General features: G+C 69.2%; 29 protein-coding genes. 18 read left to right on the top strand and 11 right to left on the bottom strand.

Annotated features, from left to right (window positions below):
* Window positions 1-66 precede the first annotated feature (66 nt).
* The 4 genes from D7006_RS21795 to D7006_RS21810 all read left to right on the top strand — a co-directional run bounded on the left by D7006_RS21795 (window position 67) and on the right by D7006_RS21810 (window position 5,175).
* Window positions 67-813: a hypothetical protein gene (locus D7006_RS21795; RefSeq protein ID WP_237354521.1), complete on the top strand. Its 747-nt coding sequence runs from the start codon at window positions 67-69 to the stop codon at window positions 811-813.
* Complete coding sequence (locus D7006_RS21800) at window positions 803-1,636, top strand: hypothetical protein (protein ID WP_169121817.1); 834 nt, start codon at window positions 803-805, stop codon at window positions 1,634-1,636. The genes D7006_RS21795 and D7006_RS21800 overlap by 11 nt, the downstream gene beginning before the upstream one ends.
* Window positions 1,636-3,687 carry a SpoIIE family protein phosphatase gene (locus D7006_RS21805; protein WP_169121818.1) on the top strand — a complete coding sequence of 684 codons (2,052 nt, stop codon included), beginning with the start codon at window positions 1,636-1,638 and terminating at the stop codon, window positions 3,685-3,687. The genes D7006_RS21800 and D7006_RS21805 overlap by 1 nt, the downstream gene beginning before the upstream one ends.
* Window positions 3,688-3,966: 279 nt before the next feature.
* Complete coding sequence (locus D7006_RS21810) at window positions 3,967-5,175, top strand: MFS transporter (RefSeq protein WP_237354522.1); 1,209 nt, start codon at window positions 3,967-3,969, stop codon at window positions 5,173-5,175.
* A 122-nt stretch (window positions 5,176-5,297) separates the two neighbouring features.
* Here D7006_RS21810 and D7006_RS21815 read toward each other — a convergent pair whose 3' ends face one another.
* Entirely contained in the window at window positions 5,298-6,746 is a 1,449-nt protein-coding gene (locus D7006_RS21815) for an FAD-binding oxidoreductase (protein WP_237354523.1), read from the bottom strand.
* A gap of 178 nt (window positions 6,747-6,924) precedes the next feature.
* On the opposite strand from D7006_RS21815, the gene rimM reads away from it, so the two are divergent.
* The 3 genes from rimM to rplS all read left to right on the top strand — a co-directional run bounded on the left by rimM (window position 6,925) and on the right by rplS (window position 8,768).
* Complete coding sequence (gene rimM, locus D7006_RS21820) at window positions 6,925-7,479, top strand: ribosome maturation factor RimM (protein ID WP_237354524.1); 555 nt, start codon at window positions 6,925-6,927, stop codon at window positions 7,477-7,479.
* A gap of 48 nt (window positions 7,480-7,527) precedes the next feature.
* Window positions 7,528-8,241 (top strand): tRNA (guanosine(37)-N1)-methyltransferase TrmD, encoded by a 714-nt coding sequence (gene trmD / locus D7006_RS21825; protein ID WP_237354525.1) that lies wholly within the window; start codon window positions 7,528-7,530, stop codon window positions 8,239-8,241.
* Window positions 8,242-8,345: 104 nt separating this feature from the next.
* On the top strand, window positions 8,346-8,768 hold the full coding sequence (gene rplS, locus D7006_RS21830) for a 50S ribosomal protein L19 (RefSeq protein ID WP_169121823.1): 423 nt from the start codon (window positions 8,346-8,348) through the stop codon (window positions 8,766-8,768).
* Window positions 8,769-8,823: 55 nt separating this feature from the next.
* On the opposite strand, the gene D7006_RS21835 is transcribed toward rplS, so the two are convergent.
* Window positions 8,824-9,738 (bottom strand): hypothetical protein, encoded by a 915-nt coding sequence (locus D7006_RS21835; RefSeq protein WP_237354526.1) that lies wholly within the window; start codon window positions 9,736-9,738, stop codon window positions 8,824-8,826.
* A 255-nt stretch (window positions 9,739-9,993) separates the two neighbouring features.
* On the opposite strand from D7006_RS21835, the gene D7006_RS21840 reads away from it, so the two are divergent.
* Both D7006_RS21840 and D7006_RS21845 read left to right on the top strand, forming a co-directional pair.
* The gene (locus D7006_RS21840) at window positions 9,994-10,584 is read left to right on the top strand and encodes an ANTAR domain-containing response regulator (protein WP_024277102.1); all 591 of its coding nucleotides are present in this window, start codon (window positions 9,994-9,996) and stop codon (window positions 10,582-10,584) included.
* Window positions 10,581-11,708: a CmpA/NrtA family ABC transporter substrate-binding protein gene (locus tag D7006_RS21845; RefSeq protein WP_169121825.1), complete on the top strand. Its 1,128-nt coding sequence runs from the start codon at window positions 10,581-10,583 to the stop codon at window positions 11,706-11,708. Before D7006_RS21840 ends, D7006_RS21845 begins: the two co-directional genes overlap by 4 nt.
* Window positions 11,709-11,710: 2 nt before the next feature.
* On the opposite strand, the gene der is transcribed toward D7006_RS21845, so the two are convergent.
* The 3 genes from der to D7006_RS21860 are packed head-to-tail and all read right to left on the bottom strand — an operon-like array spanning window position 11,711 to window position 14,139.
* Complete coding sequence (gene der, locus D7006_RS21850) at window positions 11,711-13,096, bottom strand: ribosome biogenesis GTPase Der (RefSeq protein ID WP_237354527.1); 1,386 nt, start codon at window positions 13,094-13,096, stop codon at window positions 11,711-11,713.
* A gap of 42 nt (window positions 13,097-13,138) precedes the next feature.
* On the bottom strand, window positions 13,139-13,399 hold the full coding sequence (locus tag D7006_RS21855) for a hypothetical protein (protein WP_169121827.1): 261 nt from the start codon (window positions 13,397-13,399) through the stop codon (window positions 13,139-13,141).
* 50 nt (window positions 13,400-13,449) lie between these two features.
* A complete protein-coding gene (locus tag D7006_RS21860) occupies window positions 13,450-14,139 on the bottom strand; it encodes a tetratricopeptide repeat protein (RefSeq protein WP_237354528.1) in 690 nt (229 codons plus the stop codon).
* 215 nt (window positions 14,140-14,354) lie between these two features.
* Here D7006_RS21860 and D7006_RS21865 point away from each other — a divergent pair, with 215 nt between their 5' ends.
* Window positions 14,355-15,155 (top strand): LytTR family DNA-binding domain-containing protein, encoded by an 801-nt coding sequence (locus D7006_RS21865; RefSeq protein WP_237354529.1) that lies wholly within the window; start codon window positions 14,355-14,357, stop codon window positions 15,153-15,155.
* Between the two features lie 142 nt (window positions 15,156-15,297).
* Entirely contained in the window at window positions 15,298-15,627 is a 330-nt protein-coding gene (cowN, locus tag D7006_RS21870; RefSeq protein ID WP_237354530.1) for a N(2)-fixation sustaining protein CowN, read from the top strand.
* 3 nt (window positions 15,628-15,630) lie between these two features.
* On the opposite strand, the gene D7006_RS21875 is transcribed toward cowN, so the two are convergent.
* The 6 genes from D7006_RS21875 to D7006_RS21900 form a co-directional block, all read right to left on the bottom strand.
* Window positions 15,631-16,134, bottom strand: coding sequence for a YaiI/YqxD family protein (locus D7006_RS21875; RefSeq protein WP_237354531.1), 504 nt, complete (start codon window positions 16,132-16,134; stop codon window positions 15,631-15,633).
* 51 nt (window positions 16,135-16,185) lie between these two features.
* Window positions 16,186-16,851 carry a TetR/AcrR family transcriptional regulator gene (locus D7006_RS21880; RefSeq protein ID WP_237354532.1) on the bottom strand — a complete coding sequence of 222 codons (666 nt, stop codon included), beginning with the start codon at window positions 16,849-16,851 and terminating at the stop codon, window positions 16,186-16,188.
* A gap of 30 nt (window positions 16,852-16,881) precedes the next feature.
* The gene (gene proC / locus D7006_RS21885) at window positions 16,882-17,718 is read right to left on the bottom strand and encodes a pyrroline-5-carboxylate reductase (protein ID WP_237354533.1); all 837 of its coding nucleotides are present in this window, start codon (window positions 17,716-17,718) and stop codon (window positions 16,882-16,884) included.
* Window positions 17,719-17,880: 162 nt separating this feature from the next.
* Window positions 17,881-18,381, bottom strand: coding sequence for a YbjN domain-containing protein (locus tag D7006_RS21890; protein ID WP_029556717.1), 501 nt, complete (start codon window positions 18,379-18,381; stop codon window positions 17,881-17,883).
* Window positions 18,382-18,723: 342 nt separating this feature from the next.
* Window positions 18,724-19,038 (bottom strand): accessory factor UbiK family protein, encoded by a 315-nt coding sequence (locus tag D7006_RS21895; protein WP_024277091.1) that lies wholly within the window; start codon window positions 19,036-19,038, stop codon window positions 18,724-18,726.
* Between the two features lie 134 nt (window positions 19,039-19,172).
* On the bottom strand, window positions 19,173-19,652 hold the full coding sequence (locus D7006_RS21900; protein ID WP_237354534.1) for a DUF1579 domain-containing protein: 480 nt from the start codon (window positions 19,650-19,652) through the stop codon (window positions 19,173-19,175).
* Between the two features lie 142 nt (window positions 19,653-19,794).
* On the opposite strand from D7006_RS21900, the gene lgt reads away from it, so the two are divergent.
* The 7 genes from lgt to D7006_RS21935 all read left to right on the top strand — a co-directional run bounded on the left by lgt (window position 19,795) and on the right by D7006_RS21935 (window position 25,987).
* A complete protein-coding gene (lgt, locus tag D7006_RS21905) occupies window positions 19,795-20,613 on the top strand; it encodes a prolipoprotein diacylglyceryl transferase (RefSeq protein ID WP_237354535.1) in 819 nt (272 codons plus the stop codon).
* Window positions 20,610-21,728: a class I SAM-dependent methyltransferase gene (locus D7006_RS21910; RefSeq protein ID WP_237354536.1), complete on the top strand. Its 1,119-nt coding sequence runs from the start codon at window positions 20,610-20,612 to the stop codon at window positions 21,726-21,728. Before lgt ends, D7006_RS21910 begins: the two co-directional genes overlap by 4 nt.
* The gene (gene pgeF / locus D7006_RS21915) at window positions 21,725-22,492 is read left to right on the top strand and encodes a peptidoglycan editing factor PgeF (protein WP_237354537.1); all 768 of its coding nucleotides are present in this window, start codon (window positions 21,725-21,727) and stop codon (window positions 22,490-22,492) included. The genes D7006_RS21910 and pgeF overlap by 4 nt, the downstream gene beginning before the upstream one ends.
* Window positions 22,493-22,508: 16 nt before the next feature.
* A complete protein-coding gene (locus D7006_RS21920; RefSeq protein WP_169121837.1) occupies window positions 22,509-23,060 on the top strand; it encodes an alpha/beta hydrolase in 552 nt (183 codons plus the stop codon).
* 158 nt (window positions 23,061-23,218) lie between these two features.
* The gene (locus D7006_RS21925; RefSeq protein ID WP_237354538.1) at window positions 23,219-23,908 is read left to right on the top strand and encodes a hypothetical protein; all 690 of its coding nucleotides are present in this window, start codon (window positions 23,219-23,221) and stop codon (window positions 23,906-23,908) included.
* Window positions 23,909-24,072: 164 nt separating this feature from the next.
* Window positions 24,073-25,026, top strand: coding sequence for a ribose-phosphate pyrophosphokinase (locus tag D7006_RS21930; protein ID WP_237354539.1), 954 nt, complete (start codon window positions 24,073-24,075; stop codon window positions 25,024-25,026).
* A gap of 127 nt (window positions 25,027-25,153) precedes the next feature.
* The gene (locus tag D7006_RS21935) at window positions 25,154-25,987 is read left to right on the top strand and encodes a class I SAM-dependent methyltransferase (RefSeq protein WP_237354540.1); all 834 of its coding nucleotides are present in this window, start codon (window positions 25,154-25,156) and stop codon (window positions 25,985-25,987) included.
* Window position 25,988: the final 1 nt, after the last annotated feature.

Here is a 25,988-nt window from a genome sequence, read left to right on the forward strand (position 1 = left end):
TTTTGTCTGGTTTGGCTGCGAGTGCGCGGTTAACGTCCGGCCGTCCATCCCACCGAAGTTCCCTGCATGACTTTCGTAAGCCGGCTCATCCTGGTCGCCGTCGTATCCGTGACCGCTGCGGTGGTGGCGGTCGCGGTGATCGCGTTCTCGGCCAGCGATCGGGTGGGCGAGGAGATCGAGCGTGCCCGCGTCGCCAATTTGCTCGGTACGCTGCGCGCCTCCACCGAGGCGAATCTCTCCATCGGCCTCGTCCTCGACCAGATTTCCCTGCTTCAGCCGCGTATCGAGCGCGAGAAGGCGGGCGACCCGTCCATCCTGGCCATCGACATCTTCAATGCTGCCGGCCGCGCCATCTATTCCACCGACCGCAGCGTGATCGGCGAGGAGGTGAGCCCGGACTGGGTGAAGCGCCTCGGCGACGACAACCAGTGGGCGGCCGCCGAGCGCGGCGACACGGTGTTCGGCACCCGCTTCGAGAACGATCTCGGCGTCGCCGGCGGCATTTCGGTTACGGTGTCGGACGAGGCCCGCAGTGCCCGCTCCGACCGGCTCGGCCTCGACCTTCTGATCCGCACCGGGCTGCTTTCACTCGCCGCGTCGGTCGCCGCCATCATTGCCGCCCTGGCGTTCGTCCACATGCTGACCCGCCCGTTCGACCGGGTGGCAAAGGTGCTGCGCGGCGAAGGCGTATCCACCGGCGACGATGGTGGCCTCACGCCGCTTGCCGAGGCCACCGTGAAGAGCTGGCGCGATGCCGAGGCCAGGGTAGACCGCGGCCTCGGCCAGCTTGGAGCGCTCGACGATGCCGCCTGAGATCGCCGAGAGCGGCCGCGCGCGCCTCGTTACGGGGCTGTTCGCCCTCATCCTTACCCTCGTCCTCGGTGGCATCGCCGCGGCGGTGCTCCTCAACGGCTATCGCGCCCGGGTCGAGGAGAGTGCGCGCCGCGACGCGCTGGTGATTGGCACCTCGGTCGCCCGCACTCTCGCCCAGCAGTTCGAGAAGGCGGCGCGCTTCGGCATTCCCCTGAAGCTCCTTCCCGGCGTCGAACAGCACCTCTCCGAGACGCTGACCCGCACCCCGGGCCTGACCCAGATCGTGCTGCGCGGATCGGACGGCCGCGAGATTCGCAGCGCCATTGGCGAGCATTCCGGCACCGATTCGGTGAGCGCGCCCGTGGTGGTCGACGGCAATACGGTGGCCGCGGTGGAAGTCACCACCAATCCCGCCGCCCTTGCCACCTCCTTCGCAGATATCGGCCTGAAGGCGGCGGTGGTGGTGACGGTCTGCGCGGCGCTGGCGGCGCTGGCCGCCGGCCTGCTGGTGGGCAATGCGCTCGAGCGCGCCCGCGCCCGCCTCGCCAACGGCCTCGCCGAGGCGGTGAACGGCCACTATGGCGACCGCGACGTGATGATGCAGCACCGCCGACGCCATAGCGCGCGGGGGGCCGTGGGCCGGGCCTTCCGGGAACTTGAGCACGGCAACCGCAGGGTCGCCGAGCGCCGATCCGTGTTCGAGGCCTATGCGGAGGAGCTTCTGGCGGTGGATTTCGACGGCGGGCTCAGGCCGGACGTGGAACGGGTCCGGCGCGAGGTCATGGCGCCGCCCGGCCGCGCCGACAAGGTGCGGGGGTCGTGATGCTGCTGCGGACCCGCATCACTCTCATCGTCGCCACCGGCTTCACCGTGCTCATGCTGGGCATCTGGGGGGCCACGGTGCTGCGCGACCGCGTCGCCCAGGCCCGAGAGGGCGAGCTGGCCATCGAGGGGCAGACCGTCCTCTGGCGCGAGATCGTCGCCTTCCAGACAGCCAATCTCGCCCGCATCCTCGAGCGCATCGACACCTCATCGCCCTTCCGCATCGCGCTGAGCTTCTCGGACCGTCCGGGCATCGCCGCGGCGATCCGGGAGGTCGGCATCGATATCGACGACCCCGCCACCTATTTCGAGGTGGTGGCGGCCGACCGCGAGGTGGTGTTCAGCGACGGCACCACCAATGCCCGCTACATCCTCGACGCCGGCAGCCTCGACAGAGCGCTCAAGGGCGAGGTGCTCTCCGGGCTACGGCAGATCAGCGGTTCGCAGGTGATCGTCATCACCACCCGCACCGTGGAACTGCCCGGCCGGGGCCGGGCCGTGCTGGTCCTCGGGCGCGACGCCGCCCTGGGCATGGAGCGATTTGCCCGCGGCATCAGCGCTGCCACCACCCTCATCACCCTGCGCGGGCGGGTGGTCGCCAGCACCGATTTCCGCCTGTGGGAACGGGCCAAGGTCTCCATCACGCCCCGCCGGCCGACCGCCGAGCAGCTGATGCTCGACGGGCGCAACTACAACGTCACCTCCATTCCGGTCGCGGACGTGAGCGGCAGTGCCGTGGGCGCGCTCGTGAGCCTGGAGGATACCACCCAGACGGTGCAGGCGACCGCCTTCATCCGCCAGTCGGCCGTGGCCGGCGCCATCGGGCTCGTGCTGCTCGGCGTCGTCGGCCTCAATGTCTTCCTCTGGTACAGCTTCCGCCCCCTGGAATCGGCCATCGACGTGCTGCAGGCCCTGTCGCGCGGCGACACTTCGGTTACGGTTGGCCATGCCGGCAACGACGAGATCGGCCGGATCGCCGAGGCGGTGGTGGCGCTGCGCGGCAACGTGCAGGCCCTGGCCGAGAGCCGGCGCCAGCGCGAGCGCGTGCGGCGTCGGCAGGAGGTGGTGATCTCTGGCGAGTTGCAAGCGCTCGCCGACGCCATCGACCCCACCGATCGCGAAGAGGTTCTGGCCCTGCTCGCCAAGGGCGAGGAGAACGAGAATGACGACGAGCTGAAGCGCGTCGCCCGCGTGCTCCACGATCTCTCCCGGCGCATCGTCGAGCAGCACACCCGCCTCTCCTCCATGGTGGTGGAGCTGCGCGAGGCCCTCATCACCAAGACCAAGCTCGCCGGCCTTCAGCAGGAGCTGGAGATCGCCCGGCAGGTGCAGCTCGCCATCCTGCCCAAGGAATTCCCGCCGGACGCACGCGTCGCCGTGCACGGTCAGATGACGCCGGCCCGCGAGGTGGGCGGCGACTTCTACGACTACTTCATGATCGACGACACCACGCTCGGCTTCGTGGTGGCGGACGTCTCGGGCAAGGGCGTGCCGGCCGCCCTGTTCATGGCCATCTCCCGCACCCTGCTGCGCTCCACCGCGCTGTTCGAACGCTCGCCGGCGGGCTGCATCCGCCGCCTGAATGACCTGCTCGCGGTTGAAAACGAGCAGATGCTCTTCGTCACCGTGCTCTATGGCGTGGTGGACCTCTCCTCGGGCAAGGTCACCTACGTGAATGCCGGGCACAACCTGCCCTATCGCATCGCCCGTTCCGGCGAGGTCACCACCGTGCCCTCCACCGGCGGCATGGCGGTGGCGGTGCTTGAAGGCTTCGTCTACCAGCAGCACGAGCTGCACCTCGCCCCCGGCGACACGCTCTTCCTCTATACGGACGGCGTGACCGAGGCCTTCGACATCGACGAGCAGCCCTATGGCGAGGAGCGGGTCGAAGACCTGCTGCGCAGCGGCGCTGCCGACTGGTCGGTGGCCGAGCTGAACGAACGGGTGCTGGCGGCGGTGCACGTGTTCGAGCGCGGTGCGCCGCAGGCCGACGACATCACCTGCCTGACCCTGCGTTACTTCGGCGGCCACGGCCCGCGTCGCACGCGTTGACCGTGCCCCCGTGCGACGCCTGATGCTGCGCCAGTGCGGGCGCACGGCAGAATATGCGTGCGTGCGGCGCGCCGAGACGGTAAGCGTGCCCGGCAGGGTCTTGGAAAAACGTGCCTGAAACGTCGAGGGAGCCAACCCTCACCGGAGGTCGACCGCTGACGCCTGAAAGCGCCGGCGCAACGGCTTCCAGCCGACCAGAGAGGGGGAAACCCAGCATCCGGGGCGGCGCAGCCGTGCCGGTCTGATCCCGGCGCCCCGCCGGGGACGGAGAGGCTTGTCATGTCCATCGAAGCGCGCGCGGCCCGCTGGCCCGCGGCCGAGGTTTCCTCCATCGGCGCCGTCTGCAGCGCTCATTTCTGCAGCCATTTCCTTCAGCTCGCGCTCGCCCCGCTCTTCATCATGATGCGGGCCGACCTCCAGGTCTCCTTCATCGAGCTGGGGCTGGTGCTCTCGGTCTTCTATCTGTTCTCGGGTGGCGGTCAGGTGGCGGCCGGCGTGCTGGTGGACCGTTTCGGCGCCGACCGGCTGCTGCTCGCCGGCATCCTCACCCAGGGTGCCGCGACGGCGGCCATGGGCTTTGCGCCCACCTATCTGCTGCTGCTGCCCCTCGCCGCGCTCGCCGGTCTCGGCAACTCCGTGTACCACCCGGCCGACCTCTCCATCCTCAGCCACAAGGTGGCGGCGCCCCGGCTCGGGCGCGCCTTCGCCGCCCATGTGATCGCCGGCAGCGTCGGCTTCGGCCTGTCGCCCATCGTATCCGCCGCGATCGGCGCCCATTTCGGCTGGCGCACGGCGCTCATCGCCATGGGACTGCTGGTGTTGCTGGTCGGGCTCCTGCTCGCCGTCTTCCGCGGGCCGCTGCGCGCGCCGGCGGGACGTGCCGTCCATGCGGCGGCAGGAGGCGCACCGCTGTCGTTCCTGCAGGTGCTGGCCATGCCTGTGGTGCTGATGGCCTTCCTCTATTTCACCCTCACCTCCGTGGCCCTCTCCGGCCTGCAGAGCTTCTCCATCGTCGCGCTGCAGGAAGGCTTCGGTGCGGCGGTGGCGCTGGCGACGCTGGCTGTGGCGCTCTTTCAGGTGGGCAACACCGCCGGCGTCGCCATCGGCGGGCATGTGGCGGACCGCTCGGCCCAGCACCACCAGATCGCCATGGGCGGCCTCGCTGCCGCGGCGGTCTTCGGCTTCCTCGCCGCCTGGCTTCAGGCGGCACCTGAGGTGACGGTGGGGCTGATCGCACTGGTGGGCTTCTTCATGGGGCTCACCACACCCTCGCGCGACGTGCTGGTGCGCGGCGCGGCCCCGGCCGGGGCCACGGGGAAGGTGTTCGGCATCGTCTATTCGGGCTTCGACATCGGCTCGCTGGTGGGGCCGCTGCTGTTCGGCCTGATGCTGGACCACCACCATCCGCGCATGGTGATAGCAGGCGCTGCAGCAGCCCTCGCCCTAGCGGTCGGCACTGCCTTCGCGGTGCGCCGCCGGCCGGACTAGGGGCTCTGCCCTCCCCGATAAGCCCGCGCGGCGCCTGAGAGAAGGCAACGCCAAGAAACCACGCGGCGCCTGAGCGCAGACGGCCGGAAACCAGGCGCGGCCCATGAGCCGCGCCTGCCTGCTCAATCCAGCAGCACCTTGCCAGGATTGGCGAGGCCGCGCGGGTCCACGGCGCGCTTGATGGCCGCCATCAGTTCCAGCGCCACCTTGTCCTTGTACATGGGCAGCTCCTCGCGCTTGAGGATGCCGATGCCATGTTCCGCCGAGATGGAGCCGCCGAGCGAAGCCACGAGATCGTGGACGATGCGGTTGAACTCCTCCCAGGTGGCAAGGTAGGCGGCCTTGTCCATGCCCTCGGGCTGGCTGAGATTGTAGTGAATGTTGCCGTCGCCCATGTGGCCGAAGGCGCAGACCCTCAGGCCCGGCATGTGCGCCTCGCACAGGCGGGTCGCCTCGGCGATGAAAAAGGGCACCTTGGACACCGGCACGGAGATATCGTGCTTGATGGAGCCGCCCTCGAACTTCTGCGCGTCGGAAAGATCCTCGCGCAGCTTCCACAGCGCGTCGCACTGGGCTTCCGAGGAGCCCACCACCGCATCCTCGATCTCGCCCGCCTCGAACGCCGCCTCGAACGTGTCGAGCGCGAGCTGGGAGAGGTCGTCGTTGGGGCGGGTGGAGGTGAGTTCGGCGAGCACGTACCAGGGGTGCCGCTCCGCAAGCGGGCGCACCGAGCCGGGCATGTGCTTGAGCACGATCTCCATGCCGAAGTCCGGCATGATCTCGAAACCGGTGAGGCTGTCGCCGGCGGCATTGTGCAGGCGGCGGAACAGGGAAAGCGCGGTCTCGGGATCAGGGATGCCGAGCATCGACGTCGCCCGGGCGCGGGGCGCGGGGAAAAGGCGCAGTACGGCGGCCGTGATGATGCCGAGCGTGCCCTCGGCTCCGATGAAGAGGTCCTTCAGCGCGTAGCCGGTATTGTCCTTGCGCAGGCGCGAGAGCCCGTTCCAGATGCGCCCGTCCGGCAGCACCACCTCAAGGCCGAAGCACAGTTCGCGCATGTTGCCATAGCGCAGCACAGCCGTGCCGCCGGCATTGGTGGAGAGGTTGCCGCCGATCTGGCAGGAGCCTTCCGAGCCGATGGACAGCGGGAACAGGCAGCCCGCCCCTTCCGCCGCCTGCTGAACCTGATGCAGCGTGCAGCCGGCCTCGGCGACGACGGTGAGATCCACCGGATCGAGGTCGCGGACGCGGTTCAGACGGCGCAGCGAGAGCAGCAGCGCGCCGAACGGCACCTGTCCGCCCACGAGGCCCGTATTGCCGCCCTGTGGCACCACCGGCACGCCGGCCTCGGCGCAGGCGGCGACCACGAAGGCGACTTCTTCCGTATTGGCAGGCTCGACCAGCGCCGGGGTCGTTCCCTGGTAGAGGCCCCGCCCCTCCACCAGATGGGGGGCGAGGTCGTGGGCGTCGGTGCGCACGTGGGCTGCGCCGATGCGGGCGGCGATACGGTCCAGGAGGCCGGAGAGGCGGACCGCATCGAGAAGGATGGGTTGGGGGGCATGGCTCGACATGGGGGCGCAAGGTGCCTCAGCCGCCGCCGCCGGGCAAGCATCCGATGGACCTCGGGGGAGCGCGAAAGCGACGCGTGGCGGCAGACGCGCGGCCTTCCGCTTGGCAAGCGCTCCCATAAGGGCTAGAGCCGCTGCCGCCGCCGCCAACCCGTTGAAGGCGCACAGCACCGGAGATCAGATGACCGACCGCGTCCTCGTCGCCCGCATCGGCGCCCCCCATGGCGTGAGGGGCGAGGTGCGGCTGTTCGTCTTCACCGAGGATCCGGCCGCGATCCTCGATTATGACCCGCTCACCGATGCCACCGGCCGCACCCGCTATCGTATCACGGCGCTGCGCGCGGCCAAGGACCATTTCGTCGCCCGCCTCGCCAACGTCGCCGACCGCACCGCCGCCGAGGCGCTGACCAACGTGGACCTCTATGTCCCCCGCGAGGCCCTGCCCGCGCCGGAGGACGAGGACACCTTCTATCATGCGGACCTGATCGGCATCGCCGTAGAGGACGAAGCCGGCGCGCGCATCGGCACCGTCACCGCCCTGCACGATTTCGGCGCCGGTGATATCCTTGAATATGCCCCGGCTCTCCCGGGCATCCGGGCCAAGACGCTCATGGTGCCCTTCACCCGCGCCGCCGTTCCGGTGGTGGATGTGAAGGCCGGCCGGCTGGTCGTCGCCGAAGCCTTCGTCGAGCGCCGCGACCCCGAGCCCGAAGCTGGCGAGGACAAGGAGGGCTGAGGCGCACGCGGATTTGACACCGCCCCCGCCCCGCGCCCATTTCTCCCCATGACCTTCCGCGCCAGCGTCCTCACCCTCTATCCGGAGATGTTCCCCGGCCCGCTCGGCCATGCGCTCGCCGGCCGCGCGCTGGCGAACGGGCTGTGGGGGCTGGAGGCGGTGCAGATTCGCGACCACGCCCTCGACCGCCATCGCTCGGTGGACGACACCCCCGCCGGCGGCGGCCCGGGCATGGTGATGCGGGCCGATGTGCTCGCCCGCGCCATCGATGCTGTTTCCCCGGCGGACGATCCCCGCCCCCGCCTGCTGATGACCCCGCGCGGCCGGCCGCTGACACAGGCCCGCGTGCGGGAGCTGGCGGCGGGTCCGGGGGCGGTCATCCTCTGCGGGCGGTTCGAGGGGGTAGACGAGCGCATCGTCGCGGCGCGCTGCCTCGAGGAGGTCTGCGTGGGCGACGTGGTGCTCTCGGGCGGCGAGGCGGCGGCGCTTTTGCTTCTCGACGCTTGCGTGCGGCTCATTCCCGGCGTCATGGGCAAAGCCGAGAGCGGCACGGACGAGAGCTTCTCCCACGGCCTGCTCGAATATCCGCAATATACGAGGCCGCAGCTGTTCGAGGGCCAGGGCATTCCCGAGGTGCTCACCTCGGGCGATCATGCCCGCATCGCGCGCTGGCGGCAGGCCGAGGCGGAGGCCGTCACACACGCGCGCCGGCCCGACCTTCTTTCCCCGGCGCGTGACGGATCCATGAAGGAAAGGGAATGACAGCGCCACTTTTCTCCTGTATGGAGCCGCGTCCCTTAACTTAAAACGACACGACGTGGCGCCGGGGCGACATGCTCCGAAGCGGCACCAAGAGGTTGGCGACAATGAACATTATCCAGACGCTCGAAGCCGAACAGGCGACGAAGCTCGCCGAGAAGCGGGCCATTCCCGAGTTCCAGCCCGGCGATACCGTGACTGTGAACGTGAAGGTGGTCGAAGGCGAGCGCACTCGCGTGCAGGCCTACGAGGGCGTGGTGATCGCCCGTTCCGGCGGTGGCCTGAACGAGAGCTTCACCGTCCGCAAGATCTCCTACGGCGAAGGCGTGGAGCGCGTGTTCCCGGTCTATTCGCCGCTGATCGATTCCATCAAGGTGGTCCGTCGCGGCAAGGTGCGTCGCGCCAAGCTCTATTACCTGCGCGACCGCCGCGGCAAGTCTGCCCGTATCGCCGAGCGGCAGGACCGCACGACCGATGCCAAGGGCGGCAAGAAGGCCAAGGGCGCCAAGGCTCCCGCCGCCGCCGAGTGAGGCGCGGACCCTTCTTCTGAGTAAACGCGCCGTCGGCCCAGCCGGCGGCGCTTTTTTATGCGTTGAGCCGCTCCGGACTCGCCCTGAGGCGCGCAATCAGTCCCTCGGGGTCGGCCTCATAAGCCTGCCGCACCCGCTCAAGCGCCCCCGCTCCGCCGCCGCGATGGCCGGCGCCGCCCACGTGGAGCCAGCCGTCCGCCAGCAGGAAAGGCTCCATCTCGCCTGTCTCTGGGTCGGCGAGGTGCACCCGCCGACGGCTCGACATCCGGAGCGAGGCGAGGTCGAGGTGGCGGTAGAGCACGCCCCAGTTCTGCCCGCCGGTGTCGAGGGTGAGCGGAGTGTCGGTGCCGAAATCGAGCGGCAGGGCCTTCACCGCCGCGAAATCGAAGACGCAATAGCCCGGCCACAGGTACCAGGCGTCATTCCCCTGCCCTTCGCGCACCATGCCGTAGCAGGGCTGGCCCGCGAGCCGCACGCCAAGGTCGGTCGGCTCCAGCGGGATCAGGTCGTGGTCGAGCAGAGCGAAGGCGCGCGGGGCGGCGGGCCGGATGAGGTTCGCATAGATCCAGTTCAGCGCGACGCCATGGGAGCGGGAGCCGTTCCGCGCCCCGCGATAGGGCGTCGGCGGCAGGGGGCAGTAGGCGAGCCCGCGCCGCGCGCATAGCGCCGCGATGGCCGTGCGGGCGGGGAGATCTGTGGAATTGTCGCACACCACCAGCGGCGTCCCCGGCAGGAAACGCGCCATGGCATCGGCGAGAAGATCCACAGCGTCCGGCAGGTTGAAGGCGACGGTGAAGGCGACCACCGGCGCCCGCTCGGCGGCGATGCGCGCCACCAGCTCCGCCTGCCCCGGCGCCTGCCGGCGGGCGTAGATGCGATCCACCAGCACATTGCGGGCGCGCCGCAGCCGCTGGGCGAGCGGGGTCAGCGCGAGCCATTCGGCGGGCGTGTAATCGGCAAGGTCGCGCATGGACGCCTTCAAGGTGCCCGGCGGGGCGCCGCAACAGCGGCCGGGACGGGAACGAACTGGAGCGGATCGCCGCAGGCCGGCCTGCCGCCGCGCTCCACCGCGCGCGTTCTAGAAGGACTTGGGGGCAAGGTCCATGGCACCCGTCACGAGGCGGCCTCGGCGTGGCGCACGGGAAGGCTTGACCGCACCGGCTCCGGAAGGTGAGGTATCATCCGAGTCCGCCAGCCCCAGCGGACAGCCCCACCCCGGACCCCCATGGCGAACGACCTTACCCTCAGGATCGTGATCGTCGACGAGAGCGACGTGCGCGCCGCCATCCTGGAGGAGGGCCTCAAGGAGGCGGGCTTCGAGACGGTGCTGCGCATCACCGGCCGCAACAATCTCCTGGAGCGCATCTACGCCATCGATCCGGACGTGATCCTGATCGACCTCGAAGATCCCTCCCGCGACACCATCGAGCAGATGTTCCAAGTGAGCCGCGAGGTGAAGCGGCCGGTGGCCATGTTCGTGGACCAGACCGACAGCAAGACCATCGAGGATGCCATCGAGGCGGGTGTCGCCTCCTATGTGGTGGACGGGCTGCGCAAGGAGCGGGTGAAGCCGATCCTCGAAACTACCATCTCCCGCTTCCGCGCCTTCGCCCGCCTCAAGGCGGAACTGGAGGAGGCGAAGACCCAGCTGGAGGAGCGCAAGGCCATCGACCGGGCCAAGATGCTGCTCATGAAGATGAAGGGCATAGACGAGGAGGCCGCCTACCACCTCCTGCGCCGCACCGCCATGAACGAGAAGAAGCGGATCGTCGACATCGCCCAGTCCATCATCACCGCCGCGGAGCTTCTGCGATGAGACGCCTCGCCATCGGCTTCATCCCCCTGACCGACGCCGCCGTGCTGATCGCTGCTGCCGAACGCGGCTTCGCCATGGCCGAGGGCATCGAGATCGACCTGCACAAGGAGGTCTCCTGGGCCAACATCCGTGACAAGGTGAATATCGGCCTCCTGGATGGCGCCCACATGCTGGGGCCGCTCGCCATCGCCTCCTCGCTCGGCCTCGGCCATGTGCGGGTGCCGCTGGTGGTGCCCTTCGCGCTCAACCTGAATGGCAGCGCCATCACCATCGACAAGCATGTCTACGCGGCCATGGGCGAGGTGGGCGAAGACCTCGCCACCGCACCCGGCGCGGCGCTGGCGCTGGGCAAGGTGGTGCGGCAGAGGAAGGCGGAGGGGCGTGACCCGCTGGTGTTCGCCGCGGTCTATTCCTTCTCAACCCACACCTACCTCATCCGCCATTTCCTGAAGGCCGGCGGGGTGGACCCGGACCGCGACGTGCGGCTCGTGGTGGTGCCCCCGCCCTTCATGGCGGAAAGCCTGCGTGGCGGGCTCATCCACGGCTTCTCCGTGGGCTCGCCCTGGAATTCGGTGGCTGTTGATGCGGACGTGGGGCGCATCGCGGTGCTGGGGGCGGAGCTGTTCGGCTGGGTGCCGGAGAAGGTGCTGGGCGTCCATGCCCGTTTCGCCAATGCCGAGCCGGAGGTCTTGCACCGCCTCGTGCGCGCCCTCTACGCCGCCGCCCGCTGGTGCGAGGACCCGGCCAACCATGAGGATCTCGCCAAGCTCCTGGGCGAGCCGCGCCACCTTAATCTCCCGGCCGATATCCTCCGCCGCACCCTGGATGGCCGGCTCCACACCGCGCCGGGCGGCGTGCTCAGGTCGCATCCGGACTATCTCGTGCTCAACCGCGATGGCGCCAACCGGCCGTCGCCGGACCATGCGCTCTGGATGTATGCCCAGATCGTCGCCGCCGGTCAGGGCGAATTCGCCGCCGACGCCGCGCGCGAAGCCATGGGGGTCTACCGCCCGGATATCTTCGATGCGGCGGTCGGCCCGGTTCCGGTTAAGCACCCGGAGCCTGATTGCGTCGGCACCCAGTTCGGCGAGATCTTCGATCAGGCCGCCTTTCTGAAGGGCTGACCTCAATCGGCGTAAGGGTTGTCCTTCTCCCGAAGCGTCAGCCGGATCGGCACGCCAGGCAGATCGAACGTCTCGCGGATGCCGTTCACCAGATAGCGGATGTAGCTCTCCGGCACCGCATCGGTGCGCGAGCAGAACAGCACGAAGGACGGCGGGCGCGCCTTGGGCTGGGTCATGTAGCGCAGCTTGATCCGCCGGCCGGACACCGCCGGCGGCGGATGGTTTTCCGTCACCTGCTGCAGGAAGCGGTTGAGCGGATTGGTAGCGACACGCTTGTTCCACACCTTGTGGGCGCTCGCTATGGCCGCCACCAGCTTGTCGAGGCCATGCCCCATGAGGCCGGACAGGGGCACGATGGGCACGCCCTTCACCTGCGGCAGCAGGTGGTCGATCTCCTCGCGCAGGCGGGTGGCGAGGCCGCCACGGGGCACGAGGTCCGCCTTGTTGTAGCCGATGACGAGGGCCCGTCCCTCGCGCGCCACCAGATCGGCGATGCGCAGGTCCTGCTCCTCGAACGGGCGGGTCGCGTCGATGAGGATCACCACCACCTCGGCGAACTTCATGGCGCGCAGCGCGTCGGCGGCGGAGAGCTTCTCCAGCTTGTCGTCGATGCGCGAGCGCTTCCTGAGACCCGCGGTGTCGAACAATTCCAGAGGAATGCCGGCATAGGTCACGTTCACCGAGATGGAATCGCGGGTGATGCCGGCTTCGGGGCCGGTCAAAAGGCGATCCTCGCCGAGCAGCTTGTTGATGAGGGTGGACTTGCCGGCGTTGGGTCGGCCGAGCACCGCCACCTTGATGGGACGGCGGGGCTTCTCGGGCTCGGCCTCCCCCTCGACGGGCACCTCGTCCGCGTCGTCCTCTTCCTCTTCGTCCTCCTCCAGCCGCGTCTGCTCGGGCAGAGCGTCGCAGAGGGCGTCGTAGAGGTCGGAGAGGCCCTCACCATGCTCGGCGGAGAGCGGGATGGGGTCGCCGAGGCCGAGGCCGAAGGCTTCCAGTGTCCCGGCCTCGCCGCCCCGCCCCTCGCTCTTGTTGGCGACGAGGATGACCGGCTTGCCCGCCTTGCGCACCAGATCAGCGAAGGCGCGGTCGGTCGGGGTCAGCCCGATGCGGGCGTCGATCATGAAGAGGATGGCGTCACAATCGCCGATGGCCGCTTCGGTCTGGGCACGCATGCGCCCTTCCAGGCTCGCCGGGGTCGCCTCCTCGAGGCCGGCGGTGTCGACGATGCGGAAGGTGAGGTCGCCCAGCCGCCCCTCGCCCTCGCGGCGGTCACGGGTGACGCCGGGGCGATCGTCCACCAGCGCGAGCTTCTTGCCCACGAGGCGGTTGAACAGCGTCGACTTGCCGACGTTCGGGCGCCCGACGATAGCCAGGGAAAAGGTCATGAAATGGGCTCGCGGCCGGCGGTCGGCTTCAGGTCTGAGGGATTATTGCTGCGGCTTCCCCTTCGGGGGAGTGGCCGGCAGATTGTCGATGGGAGCGTTGGCGTTGCTCGGCTGGCCGAGGCCGGACGAATAGTCGACCCCCGGCACGCCGTTCGGGAACACCGGGGTGCGGGTGCCCGGCACCGGCGGCTTCTTCTGGTCGAACGGGTTGAGGTTCTCCAGCGTCTCGCAACCGGCTGCCGTCAAGGCAAGGCCGAGCGCAAGCGCGAGGCGCAGGCTGCGGGTGACAGGGCGTGCCATCATCAAGCTTGTCCTCCTCATGCGCGTCGCGGTCATGCGGCTCCTCACGGGGTTCACTGGGTCGGCGCGGTGCCAGCGGCCGCTTCACCCGCTGGGGCGGTGACCGAGGCAGTGAGCCGCCGGATGAGCTCGGCCCGAGAACGGACACCGGGCGGGGTGTCGCTGTCGGTGGTGATGTCGGTGGCGGTCTTGTTGGCGGCGGCAAGGTCGCCAGCCTTCAGCTCGGCCAGCGCCAGCGTCTCGCGCGCCGAGTGGCGCAGCGGGCCGGTGCCGTTGGCAATGCCGCCGATGCGCTGCTTCACCTCCGGCAGGCCGGCCGTATCGACCACCAGCAGGGCGGCACGCACCAAAGCGAGGTCACGGGCGAGCGGCGGCACGGAATTGTCGGCGGCAATGGCATCGAAGGCGGCGATGCCGGCCGCCTTGTCGCGGGCGGTGGCGGCGGCAGCGGCGCGGAACAGAGCAAGGGTGCGGTAGCCGGCCGGCCCGCTCTTGGCGATGGCGGCGAAGGCGGCCTCGGCCTCCTGCATCTTGCCGGCATCGAAGAGGGCGACGGCGCTCTGATAAGCCTCGCTGGCCTTCACCGCCTGCTCATGGCGCCAGTACTGGTAGCCGCTCCAGCCCGCGGCGGCGAGAATCACCAGCACGCAGGCGGCGATGATCACGCCGCCGAAACGGTCCCAGAGCTTGCGCAGGCGATCGCGTCGGAGGTCTTCCTCGATCTCGTGGAAAATGTCGGTCATGAGCTGAGAGCTTCGGGATCCAGGACTTGGGGATGGCCTGCCGAAGCAGGACCTTGCCGGCGACGCCGCACCGGGACGAGGGCGCGTAAAGTATCCATGCGGCCTCATCGTGGCAAACGGGCGTTTTTGGGGCGGCTCGGCCTTGGCATGGGGGCCACCCGGCGTAGGATACCCCCGCCCGATGGGGCACTGGATCGGGAGCCCGATGGGGAGCTATGGCCGTCACACCCCGCGCGAGCCCGCCTCTCGCCGCCGCACAGTCATTTGAATACCGTCTCCAGCGCACACCGGTCGGCGTCGTGCTGCTCGACGCGGATCTGCACATCCGTTCGGTCAATCCGGTGGCGATGCGGCTGCTCGCGCCGCCGGGGCAGCGGCTCGCGGGTGTGGATATCCTCTCGCTGCATCCCGGAGAGGCGCGGGACAAGGTGGCCTTTCTCATCGAGCGGGCCCGCACCTCGCAGGACGGCACCTCCTCTTTGGTGGTGACCACCGCCATGGGCACGCTGGTCGCCAAAGTCAGCCGGCTCGAGGCTTCGCCCGATGACCCGCCCGACGGCTTCCTGATGATGATCCACGCTTTGGTCGAGGCGCCCATGATGGGCCGCACCCCCGGTGCCGATCTGGAGGTGGACGGGCTGGCAGTGGCGGGCGCGGAGGCCATGGCGGCTCTGTGCCCCCTCATGAAACTCCCGCTGGTGCGCGGCAAGGGCGACCTCATCAGCCTCATCGACGTGACCGAAGTCGCCTTCCTGGTGGCGCAGGGGCACTATGCGGAGGCGCGCACCGCCACCTTCTCAGCTTTCTGCCCGAGGCCCCTCGCCGATCTGGAGCGCCGGCTCGATCCGGGCCAGTTCGTGCGCGTGCACCGGCGCTATCTCGTCAACATGCGCCACGTCCGCGCCGCCGCGCGTGAGGACGGCGGCTGGCATCTCGTCATGGCGGATGTCGGCGAGACACGGGTCCCGGTCAGCCGGGGCAAGGTGGAGGATATCCGGCGGCGGCTGGGGGTCTGAGGCGCGGAGCCGACTGCCGTTCGTGCAGCCCTGATGCCGTTGGTGCAGGACGCTCGTGGATCGCGCCTTCTGCTTTGAAGCCGGCTCCCTTCGCCGCCCATGGTCTCCCCGACGCGCTTCGGCGCCCGATGGAGGACGATGGATGACCGAAGCTGCCGCCGGCTTTCCCGCTTTTCCCTTCGCGCTCGAAGCGCCGGACCGCTACCTGACCTTCCAGGGCATCGATTTCGAGGGGAATATGGAGGTGGTGCTCATGCACCTGTTCCGCTACATCGACGACCCGGCCCACGGCAACGCCTTCTGGGACCGCTTCAAGGCCCGGCTGGCAGCCGCGGAGGCGGGCGGCGCCACCATCTGCGACAAGCTGCTGCTGCTCCATTCCCACGTCTATTACATGGTCGAGCTGTTCGAGGAGCACGAGGACGAGGTCGCGCTGACCGACCTGAAAAGGCTGGAGGAAGAGTGCTTCTGATCGTCACCCGGCCTCGGGCGGCGGCGCGGGGCGGAAGCCGGCCCGCTTCAGCCGCACGATGGCGAGATCGAGGGCGGAGAGGAATTCGGACCGGGAGCGCGGCGAGAACGGCTTCGGACCTCCGGTGATGGCACCGGCCGAGCGCAGATCTTCCATCAGGTTCCGGGTCGCGAGCTGCATGCCGATGGAATTGGCGGTGAAGGGCCGTCCGTCCGGCGCGATCACCGCCGCCCCGGCGGCGACGCAGCGGGAGGCGAGCGGCACGTCGGCAGTCACCACCACATCGCCGCGCGAGACGCGGGCGGCGATGAAGTCATCAGCCGCGTCCGATCCGGCCGGCACGATGACCCGCTCCACCAGCGGATGGCGGGGCACCATGAGCGGCGCATTGGCCACCACCAGCACGCGGATGTGGTGGCGGAAGGCGACCTTGTATGCCTCCTCCTTCACCGGGCAGGCGTCGGCGTCGATGTAGAGGGCAATGGGCTCTTCGCGGGGGGCGCTCATGCCAGACCCATGGCAGGCCAGCGCCGCGGGAGCAAGGTGGGTGGCCCCGCCTCAGGCGGCGGATGCCGTCTCCTCCGCCGGAGCATCGGTGGGCTGGGACGAGGCGCGGCGCTTGCGCCAGGGAATGGCGATGTAGGCGAGATTGTCCAGCATCCCGAGCAGCTTGCCGCCCTGTTCCAGCTCGCGATCCAGCGCGGCCATGGTGGGCGCCAAGCCCGGATCATCGTCCTTGAGCCAGGTGTCGAGCACGCGGGCGAACAGAACAGCCAGCCCCTTGGCCCTGACGCTGCCGGACAGGCCCGCGCAATCGATGCCGGCCGCCGCCAGCATCCAGCGCTGGGAGCCTTCGGAGAGGCGCAGCAGCGTCAGCGCAAGGGCCGGATCGCGGCGGGCGGAGCGGGTGAGGCCGCGCACGGCCTCCCTGTGGGGCTCCAGCGCATCGAGGCGGCGCATGAGCACTTCGAACAGCCGCTCGCGCGGCCCTTCCCCCGCCAGATCGTCGCTTTCGGGGCCGCCCTCGGCAAGCACCTGCCGATCAGTGGTTCGGAAGAAGGCAGCGAGGAGATCGTCGGTCGATGCGAACGACGCGCGCATCTGCGCCAGCGGCACGCCGCAATGCGCGGCGACCTCGGACAGCGAGATGGCGCGAAACGGCTTCTCGGCCAAAAGATCGAGAAAGCTGCGCAGGCAGGCCTCGCGCGCGGTCTCCGCAGTCATGGCCCTACTCCTCGATAAGAGACGATGCCCTCAGCCCGCGAGTTCCTTGCCGCGCCGGGTGGCGGCGGCGACGGCCTCCACCATCAGGGGCGGAAAGCCACGGCCTTCATCCATGAGAACGGCCAGCGCCGCCGCCGTGGTGCCGCCCGGGGAGGTCACGTTCTGGCGAAGCGTCGCGGCGGAAAGGTCGGACTGGTCCATCAGCGCCCCCGCGCCGGCCACGGTCGCGCGGGCGATGCGGGCGGAGAGGTCCGCCGGAAGGCCAGCGGCCGCGCCCGCCTGCGCCATCACTTCGGCGAGGAGGAAGGCATAAGCGGGACCGGAGCCGGAGACCGCGGTCGCGGCGTCCATCAGCGCCTCGTCATCGACCCATTCGACGATGCCGATTGCGCCGAGCAGCGCGGCGGTGAGATCCTTCTGCGCCTGCGTCACGCCCGGCGAGGGCACGGCGACGCTCACGCCGCGGCCGATGGCGGCCGGGGTGTTGGGAATGGAGCGGACGATCGCGGCATCCGCGCCGAAGATGTTGCCCATGAACGCCACGGTGCGCCCCGCCATCACCGAGACGACAAGGGTACCCGGCTTCACGAGCGCGGCGACCGCCGGCAGCGCCTCGGGGGCCACCTGCGGCTTCACCGCGAGGAGCAGGACAGACGGCGCCGCGATGGCCGCGTGCGCGGGATTGACCAAGACACCTTTGGCCGCGAGCGCCGACGCCGATTCGGCCGTCAGATTGGGATCGAGCACCACGGCCTTGTCCGCCGGGAGGCCCAGCTTGAGCCAGCCTTCCAGCATGGCCGAGCCCATCTTGCCGCAGCCGAGCAGCACCACCGGACCAGACAGGGATTTCAGCACGCTCTCGCTCATGACCGCCTCTTGAACCGGACCTTCTGCGGGCACGCCCGCGCCCGCGGGCCCCGCAGAGGACATCACATAGAGGAGGCTCACGCCCCGCGCCACATCGGCAGCGGGGATTGCACCAACAGCGGAAACCAAAGGGCCGGCTGCCGCCGGCCCCGGTGGCGAGGCTCAGGCCTCGCCGACAGTCTCGAACATGGCCGTGTCCATGGCCTCGCGGGCGGTCTTGCCGGCCCAGACCACGAACTGGAAGGCGGGATAGTAGCGCTCGACCGCATCGAGGGCGGCATCGAGGATGGCCTCGCACTGCCGGTCCGAGGCGGTGGCGCCGCCCGCCAGCACGAGCGCATGGCGGAACATGATGACGCCTTCCTGGGACCACATGTCGAAATGGCCCAGCCACATCTGCTCGTTGACGAGGGCGAGGAGCTTCAGCACCTCGGGGCGACGCCCCTCCGGCACCTTGAAGTCGAAGGCGCAGGCCACGTGGAGCGCCTCGAGCTCATCCATCCACTGGAACGAGACATGGCAGTCCGTCCAGCGGCTGGCGAGCGAGAGGGTGATCTCGTCCTCGTCGGAGCGCTCGAACGACCAGTCACGCAGAGCAGCGAGCTGCTCCACGAGATCAACGGGGTTCGCCGGCGCATCGGCTTCGATGTCGATGAGAGACATGGCCTCGACCTCGCGGTGTGAGGAACGCGGAGAGGGTCGAAAGCGGCACTCCGTGTGACAGGCCACGGGCAGACAGTAGCCAGGGCATGCGCATGCGGCGTGCCGTTCGGAGGCTCGCCGTCAGGACATGTCCCGAAAGAGCGTGTCCTTCAAGAGAGCATCCTGGCGAGGCTGCGCCCCGTCGTATTCGAGCGCTACGACGAACCGGCTCCGAATCGCCACGAAAATCAGTATATCGCGGGTAAAGTTTTCCCCGCTACGACAGATTGTGTGTGCGCCACCCGTTCAGTGCCCTTTTGTCGCAGGGGCGGGATGTCGCCGAATATTCCGCTACGGAAGGTGTCAGGCGGCTCCGCCGGGCACTTCAGTCTCAGGACCGGTCGGGCCGGAAGCGGTGGGATGGGTGTGGATGCGCAGGTTCGCCTCCAGCACGGCGATGCGCGCGGAGAGCCGCTCATTCTCCATGCGGGCCTCGGCGACCATGTCCTTCACAGCCTCGAACTCCTCGCGCTTCACGAGGTCCATGTCGCGCAGAAAGCGTTCCATCTGCGACCGCATGACCGTCTCGGCCTCGCGGCGAACACCCTGGGCCACGCCAGCGGCATCGTTCACGAGACGCGCCATCTCGTCGAAAAGGCGACCGGTGGTCTGGGTCATGGGAGCCTCCTGAGGCCAAGCCCGCGTCATCCGCGGCAAAATCTGTCCGGCGCAGGCCGGTTCGGCGAACATGGCGACAGAGCGGGCGCGACGCAAGGGTGCAGCGCAACATCGCACAGCCGCGTCACCGACTGTCAGCCCTCGCGGCTGTAGCGGACACAGAACAGGTCACGCCACGCGCCATCCGGCTGTCGCTGGCGCGAGGTGAGGATGCGTGTGTCCTCACCCTCGAAGGTGATGACGTCCTGATAGTCGGCGCTGGCGCCGCTGCCGTCCACGGCGGGACCGCTTGTGTCGAGGGTCAGCGTCGTCCCGGCCGCATCGAGCCCGCCTTCATAGACCCACAGATGGCTCATCATGGAGCCGACCCAGTTGCCGACCACCCTGCCGCGCGCCGGATCGAATCCGAGCGTCATGAGGCTCGCATGGACGCTGCCGTCGGGCATCTGGGAGGAGCCTTCCAGCAGCACCCAACTGCCGAAAAGGCGTGCCGTTTCGCGACCCTTGATGGTGCCCTCGCCGTCCGGCGCCGGGGCCTCCACGTTCCATTCGCCCACGAGCCGCCTCAGCCAGCCTTCTTCCGGAGACTGCTCCCGCTCCGTCTGCGCTTCCATGGCGTGCTCCTCCGGTTTCGTCCCGAGTTACCACCTGACCTAAGGGAAAATATGGCGCGACCGACGGCGCCCACCCCAGTGGCTTGACGCGCTCCGGCCGGTCGCGGCAGATGGCGCGCCGGTGCCGCCATACGGGGAGACGATGCCCACCTTCGCTTTGCCCTTCCCCGCCATCGATCCGGTGCTGATCCAGGTCGGACCGCTGGCCATCCGCTGGTATGCGCTCGCTTACATCGCCGGCCTCGTCATCGGCTGGCTGCTGGCGCGACGGCTGGTTTCCCGCCCGGCGCTGTGGGGCGGCACCTCGCCCATGACGCCGCAGGATCTTGACGACGCATTGTTCTGGGCGACGCTGGGCGTGATCCTCGGCGGCCGGCTAGGCTATGTGCTGTTCTACAACCCGGCCTTCTTCGCCCAAAACCCTGCGGACATTTTCGCCGTGTGGAAAGGTGGCATGTCATTCCACGGTGGGCTCGCCGGAACGCTGCTCGCGCTCGTGCTGTTCGCCCGCTCCCGCCGCATCCCCGTCTTCTCGATGCTCGATGTCGCCGCCGTGGTGGCGCCCATTGGGTTGTTCTTCGGCCGGCTCGCCAATTTCATCAATGGCGAGCTGTGGGGCCGGCCGGCGGATGTGCCGTGGGCCATCGTCTTCCCCCACGGCGGCCCCCTGCCGCGCCATCCGAGCCAGCTCTACGAGGCGGGACTGGAGGGTATCGTCCTCTTTCTCATCATGCTGCTTGTGGTGCGCAGCGGCGAGCTGAAGCGCCCCGGCGTCGCCGCGGGCATCTTCGGCATGGGCTACGGCATCGGCCGCATCATCGGCGAATTCTTCCGCGAGCCGGATGCGCAGCTGGGCTATCTCGCCTTCGGCACCACCATGGGCATGTGGCTTTCGGTGCCTTTGGTGCTGGCTGGCCTCGGCCTGCTGCTCTACGCGCTGAAGCGCAAGCCGGCGCCGTGACCACGCCCCTCGAAGAGGAAATCCGGCTGCTGATCGCCGCCGAAGGTCCCATGCCCGTCGGCCGCTATATGGGGCTCTGCCTCGGCCATCCCCGGCACGGCTATTATGTGACCCGCGACCCCCTCGGCGCGCGGGGCGATTTCACCACCGCCCCCGAGATCAGCCAGATGTTCGGCGAGCTTCTCGGCCTGTGGGCGGTGGCCGCTTGGCAGCAGATGGGCGCACCGGGCCTGTTCCGGCTGGTGGAGCTCGGCCCCGGTCGCGGCACCCTCATGGCCGATGCCCTGCGCGCCGCGCGTCTCGTGCCGGCTTTCGGCGAGGCGGCGCGCATCCATCTGGTGGAGACAAGCCCGGTGCTGCGCAAGGCGCAGGCGCGGGCGCTCGCGGCGCATGAGGAGCGGGCCGGCGAGCAGGTCTCATGGCACGCCCGGATCGAGGACGTGCCCGCCGGACCCGCCATCGTCCTGGCCAACGAGTTCTTCGATGCCCTGCCGGTGGATCAGTATGTATGGACCGGCGCGGGCTGGCATGAGCGCAAGGTTGGCGTCGGTGCCCAGGGACAACTCAACTTCGGCCTCGACGCCGCCCCCTCCCGCCTCGCGCCCACCCTCGCCGCTCACCTGCCGCCCCCCGCGCCGGGCGTCGTGCTGGAAGTGATGGAAAGCGGACCCGCGCGCGCGCTGGCCGGACGCATCGCCGCCGAGGGGGGTATCACCCTCGTCATCGATTACGGCCATGCCGGCGGCCATGGCGACACGTTGCAAGCGCTTAAGGCCCACCGCTTCGCCGATCCCCTCGCCGATCCCGGCGAGGCCGATCTCACCGCCCATGTGGACTTCGCCCGCCTTGCCCTGCTGGGGCAGGAGGCAAGGCTCAGGGCGTTCGGGCCGCTGGAGCAAGGGGATTTCCTCACCCGCCTCGGCCTTACCGCCCGTGCCGACCGGCTGATGCGCGATGCCGCGCCCGAGGCCGCTGCGACCATCGCCGCCGCCACCCGTCGGCTGGCTGGAACCGGGGATGGCGAGATGGGGCGGCTGTTCAAGGTGCTCGCGCTCGCCCATCCTCACCTAGGCACGCCGCCCGCATTCGACCCGTCCGAGGAGTTCAACCGATGAAGATCGAGGCGCCCCTGCTCAGCGCCCTGCCCGGCATCCGCCATGCCTTCTTCACCCGTCGGGGCGGCGTCTCGCAGGGCATCTATCACAGCCTCAACGGCGGCACCGGCTCCAATGACGATCCCACCGCCGTGGCGGAGAACCGCGCCCGCATGGCCGAGGCGCTGGGCGTTGCGCCCTCGCATCTCCTCGCATGCTGGCAGGTCCATTCCGCCGACGCGGTGGTCGCCACCGAGCCGTGGACCCGCGAGACCGCGCCGAAGGCCGACGCGGTCGTCACCGCGACGCCCGGCATCGCCGCCGCCATCTCCATCGCCGATTGCGGGCCGATCCTGTTCGCCGATCCCGGCGCGCGGGTGGTGGCCGCCGCCCATTCCGGATGGAAGGGGGCGGTGGGCGGCATCGTCGCCGGGACCGTCGCACGTATGGAGGAACTCGGGGCCCGGCGCGCCAATATCCGGGCCGTTCTCGGGCCGCTGATCCGCCAGCCGAGCTACGAGGTAGGCGAGGAGTTCGTCGGGCGTTTTCTCGCCGAGGACAAGGGCTTCGCCCGATTCTTCGCCCCTGCCGACCGGGCACACCATTCCCTGTTCGACCTGCCCGGCTTCATCCGCCTCAGGCTCGAGCAGGCGGGCGTGGGGCAAGTGCAGGACCTCGGCCTCGACACTTATACGGACGAAGAGCGCTTCTTCTCCTATCGCCGGACCACCCACCGCAAAGAGCCGGACTACGGCCGGCTGATGGCCGCCATCACCCTCGCCTGACGTTGCGGAAATACCGATGAAATCTTCCGATGCCGTCCTGCTCATCGTCCCCGGCTGGCAGGGCTCAGGCCCCGACCACTGGCAGAGCCGATGGGAACGCAGCCTCTCCGCCGCCCGGCGGGTGATGCAGGCCGACTGGGACCGGCCCGACCCAACGGAATGGCCGCGCCGCCTGGCCGAAGCGGTGGCGGCGGCGGACAAGCCGGTAGTGGTGATCGCCCATTCGCTCGGCGTGCCGACCCTCGTCCATGCCGTGCCGCTGCTGCCGGCGGGCAAGGTGAGGGCGGCCTTCCTCGTCGCCCCGCCCGACATCGATCGGGCGGACATCGACCCCGCCATCGCCGGCTTTGCGCCGGTACCCACGGCGCCCCTGCCCTTCCCCTCCGTGCTGGTGGCGAGCCGGACCGATCCCTATTGCGACTATCGCCGCGCCGAAGGCTTCGCGCTCGACTGGGGGGCGGCCATCGTCGATGCGGGCGATGCCGGGCACATCAACGCCGAGGCGGGCTATGGGCCGTGGCCGGAGGGCTCGGTACGCCTGCTCGGCCTTCTCCAGTCGCTGGGCTGAGGCGGCGGAAGGCTTAAGGAGCCATCAACCACATCCTGCGGCCGGCGCTGACCTTCCGGTATTTCCTGCAGCCGTTAACCGCACTTTAACCGTTTTTCTGGACCCGGCCGCCATTTCCCGCTACCCCTTCGGCGACAAGCTCAACGCCGGGAGCCGTCATGCGGGTATCAGTGGCAGGGGTCGTGGACGCAGCAGCGGAACGCGCGGGAACTCCCCATGCGGCACGCCGCTTCATCTCCCCACTTCGCCTTGCCGGGCTGGCCCTGTGCCTCGCCCTCGGCGCCTGCCAGACCGACGGCTCGGGCATGGCGAACTCCGGCGGTGGCGGCGCAGTCGCTTTCGACAGCATCGACGGGCCGCCCCAGGCCACATTCGAGAAGCTCGTGGGTCAGCTCAATTCCGAGGCGGAGACGCGGCGCGTGGCGGTTGCCTCCCGCTCCAGCGGCGCCGCCTACCGGGTCAAGGGCTACCTCGCCATGCACGTCCAGAAGGGCTCCGCCACGGTGGCCTATGCTTGGGACGTCTATGACCGCAACCAGAACCGGGTCGCCCGGCTTTCCGGCGAAGAGCCGGCCGGACGGGTGAAGGGCAAGGTTTCGGACGGCTGGGCCGCCTGCGACGACAAGGTGCTCGCCCGCATCGCCGACAAGTCCATGGCCAGCCTCGCCGAAACGCTCGGCGTCGGCGGCACGGCGCCCGCTCCGGTCGCCACGGCCACCGCCGCAGCTCCCGCGGCGCAGGACGAAAAGCCCGCGACGGCCGAGCCCGCGATCCGGCCCGATCCTGCCGGAGTGCCCGTGGCGGCCCTCGAAACGTCCGGCACGGTCCTCGGATACGCCGCGAACTGACCGGGCGGCACGACATTCCAGCAACAGCCGGCGCGGACGATGGGGTGGCCCCGCCTTCTGCCACGCCGTGGCTCTTTACAACATTGTGACGGCCCGCCTATCAGAGCCGGACAAGTCTCGTTTCCGACCCTTCGATCAGGCCCGGTGCCGGGCGGAGCGTCCCAATGTCAGCGGAGAACGGTCCCATGAAGCTCGTCGCGGGCAATTCCAACCGCGCGCTCGCTGAAGCCATCGCCGCTTATCTTGCGACGCCGCTCACCAAGGCGGTGGTCCGCCGCTTCGCGGACATGGAGATCTTCGTCGAGATCCAGGAGAACGTGCGCGGACAGGACGTGTTCGTGGTGCAATCCACCTCGTTCCCGACCAACGACCACCTCATGGAGTTGCTCATCATCATCGATGCGCTGCGCCGCGCCTCGGCTAAGCGCATCACGGCGGTGCTGCCCTATTTCGGCTACGCCCGCCAGGATCGCAAACCCGGCCCGCGCACGCCCATCTCCGCCAAGCTGGTCGCCAACCTCATCACCCACGCCGGCGCTGACCGCGTGATGACGCTGGACCTGCATGCCGGGCAGATCCAGGGCTTCTTCGACATCCCGACTGACAACCTCTATTCCGCGCCCGTGATGGTGCGGGACATCAAGGAGCGGTTCGACACCTCCAACGTCATGGTGGTCTCGCCGGACGTGGGCGGCGTGGTCCGCGCCCGCGCGCTCGCCAAGCGCATCGACGCCCAGCTCGCCATCGTCGACAAGCGCCGCGAGCGGCCGGGCGAGAGCGAGGTGATGAACGTCATCGGCAATGTGGAGGGCCGCTCCTGCATCCTAGTCGACGACATCGTTGATTCGGGCGGCACGCTGGTGAATGCGGCCGATGCGCTGCTCGCCCGCGGCGCCAAGGAAGTCACTGCCTACATTACCCACGGCGTGCTTTCGGGTGGCGCGGTGGCGCGCGTCACCGCTTCCAAGCTCAAGGAACTGGTGATCACCGATTCCATCCTGCCCACCGAGGCGGTCCGGGTGGCGCGCAACATCCGCGTGCTCTCCATCGCCACCCTCATCGGCGAGGCCATCGCCCGCACGGCGCACGAGGAATCGGTCTCCAGCCTGTTCGACTGAGGCGCGGAGCCGGGGCAGCTCATCTGCGACGTTCCCCGAGAACTGCCACTTGCCACCGGCCCCTTCGGCCTATAGCGTTCCGTTAGCACAGCTACTGGTTGTAGGCAGCCGTGGCAGGAGGAACGACGTGTCCGATCAGGCCGATATTCTTGTCCCCCCCTCCACCATCCCTGCCAACATGCCTCCATCCCAGGTCGGAGCGGCCTCCGCGGAGGCGTCCGCTCCGCTTCCCGGCCCCCATCGCGGCGACTATTACATCAGCGTCCTGAAACGGCTCAGCCAGACCCGTGCGGTGAAACGATATCTAGAAGTCGGCGTCTGCACCGGGGAGAGCTTCGCGCAGATCGTCGCCGAGCGGGCGGTCGGCGTGGACCCCGCCTTCCGCCTCACGCACAACGTCGCCACCAACAAGACCGAGGTGCGCCTGTTCCAGATGTCGAGCGATGCCTTCTTCGCCGAGGTGGATGTCCCGGCGGCGCTCGGCGGCCCGGCGGACTTCGCCTTTCTCGACGGCATGCACCAGTTCGAATATCTGCTGCGCGATTTCTACAACACCGAGCGGGTGGCGAGCCCGCGCGGGCTGATCGCTCTGCACGACTGCCTCCCCCTCGCCGAGCCAATGCTCCTGCGCGACTCGCAGGAGGCGGTTCGGCTCAGCCGCGAGACGCCGTATAATGGATGGTGGACCGGCGACGTGTGGAAGGTGGTGGCCATTCTCGCGAAGTACCGGCCCGACCTGCGCATCGTGTGCGCGGACGCGCCGCCCACCGGTCTCGTCTTCGTCAGCAACCTCGATCCCGGCAGCGACAGCCTCCGGCGCGACTATTGCCGCATCGTCGACGAGTTCGCCGCTGTGCCGAACACGGCCGAGGGACTTGCTGCCTTCTACTCCGGTATCTCGCTGGTGCCGACCGCCCGCATCCTGTTGGGCTTCGACCACAGCCTCTATTTCCGCGCCTGAC

The sequence above is a fragment of the Xanthobacter sp. YC-JY1 genome (assembly GCF_021730305.1).
GTDB classification, from domain to species: Bacteria; Pseudomonadota; Alphaproteobacteria; order Rhizobiales; family Xanthobacteraceae; genus Xanthobacter; species Xanthobacter flavus.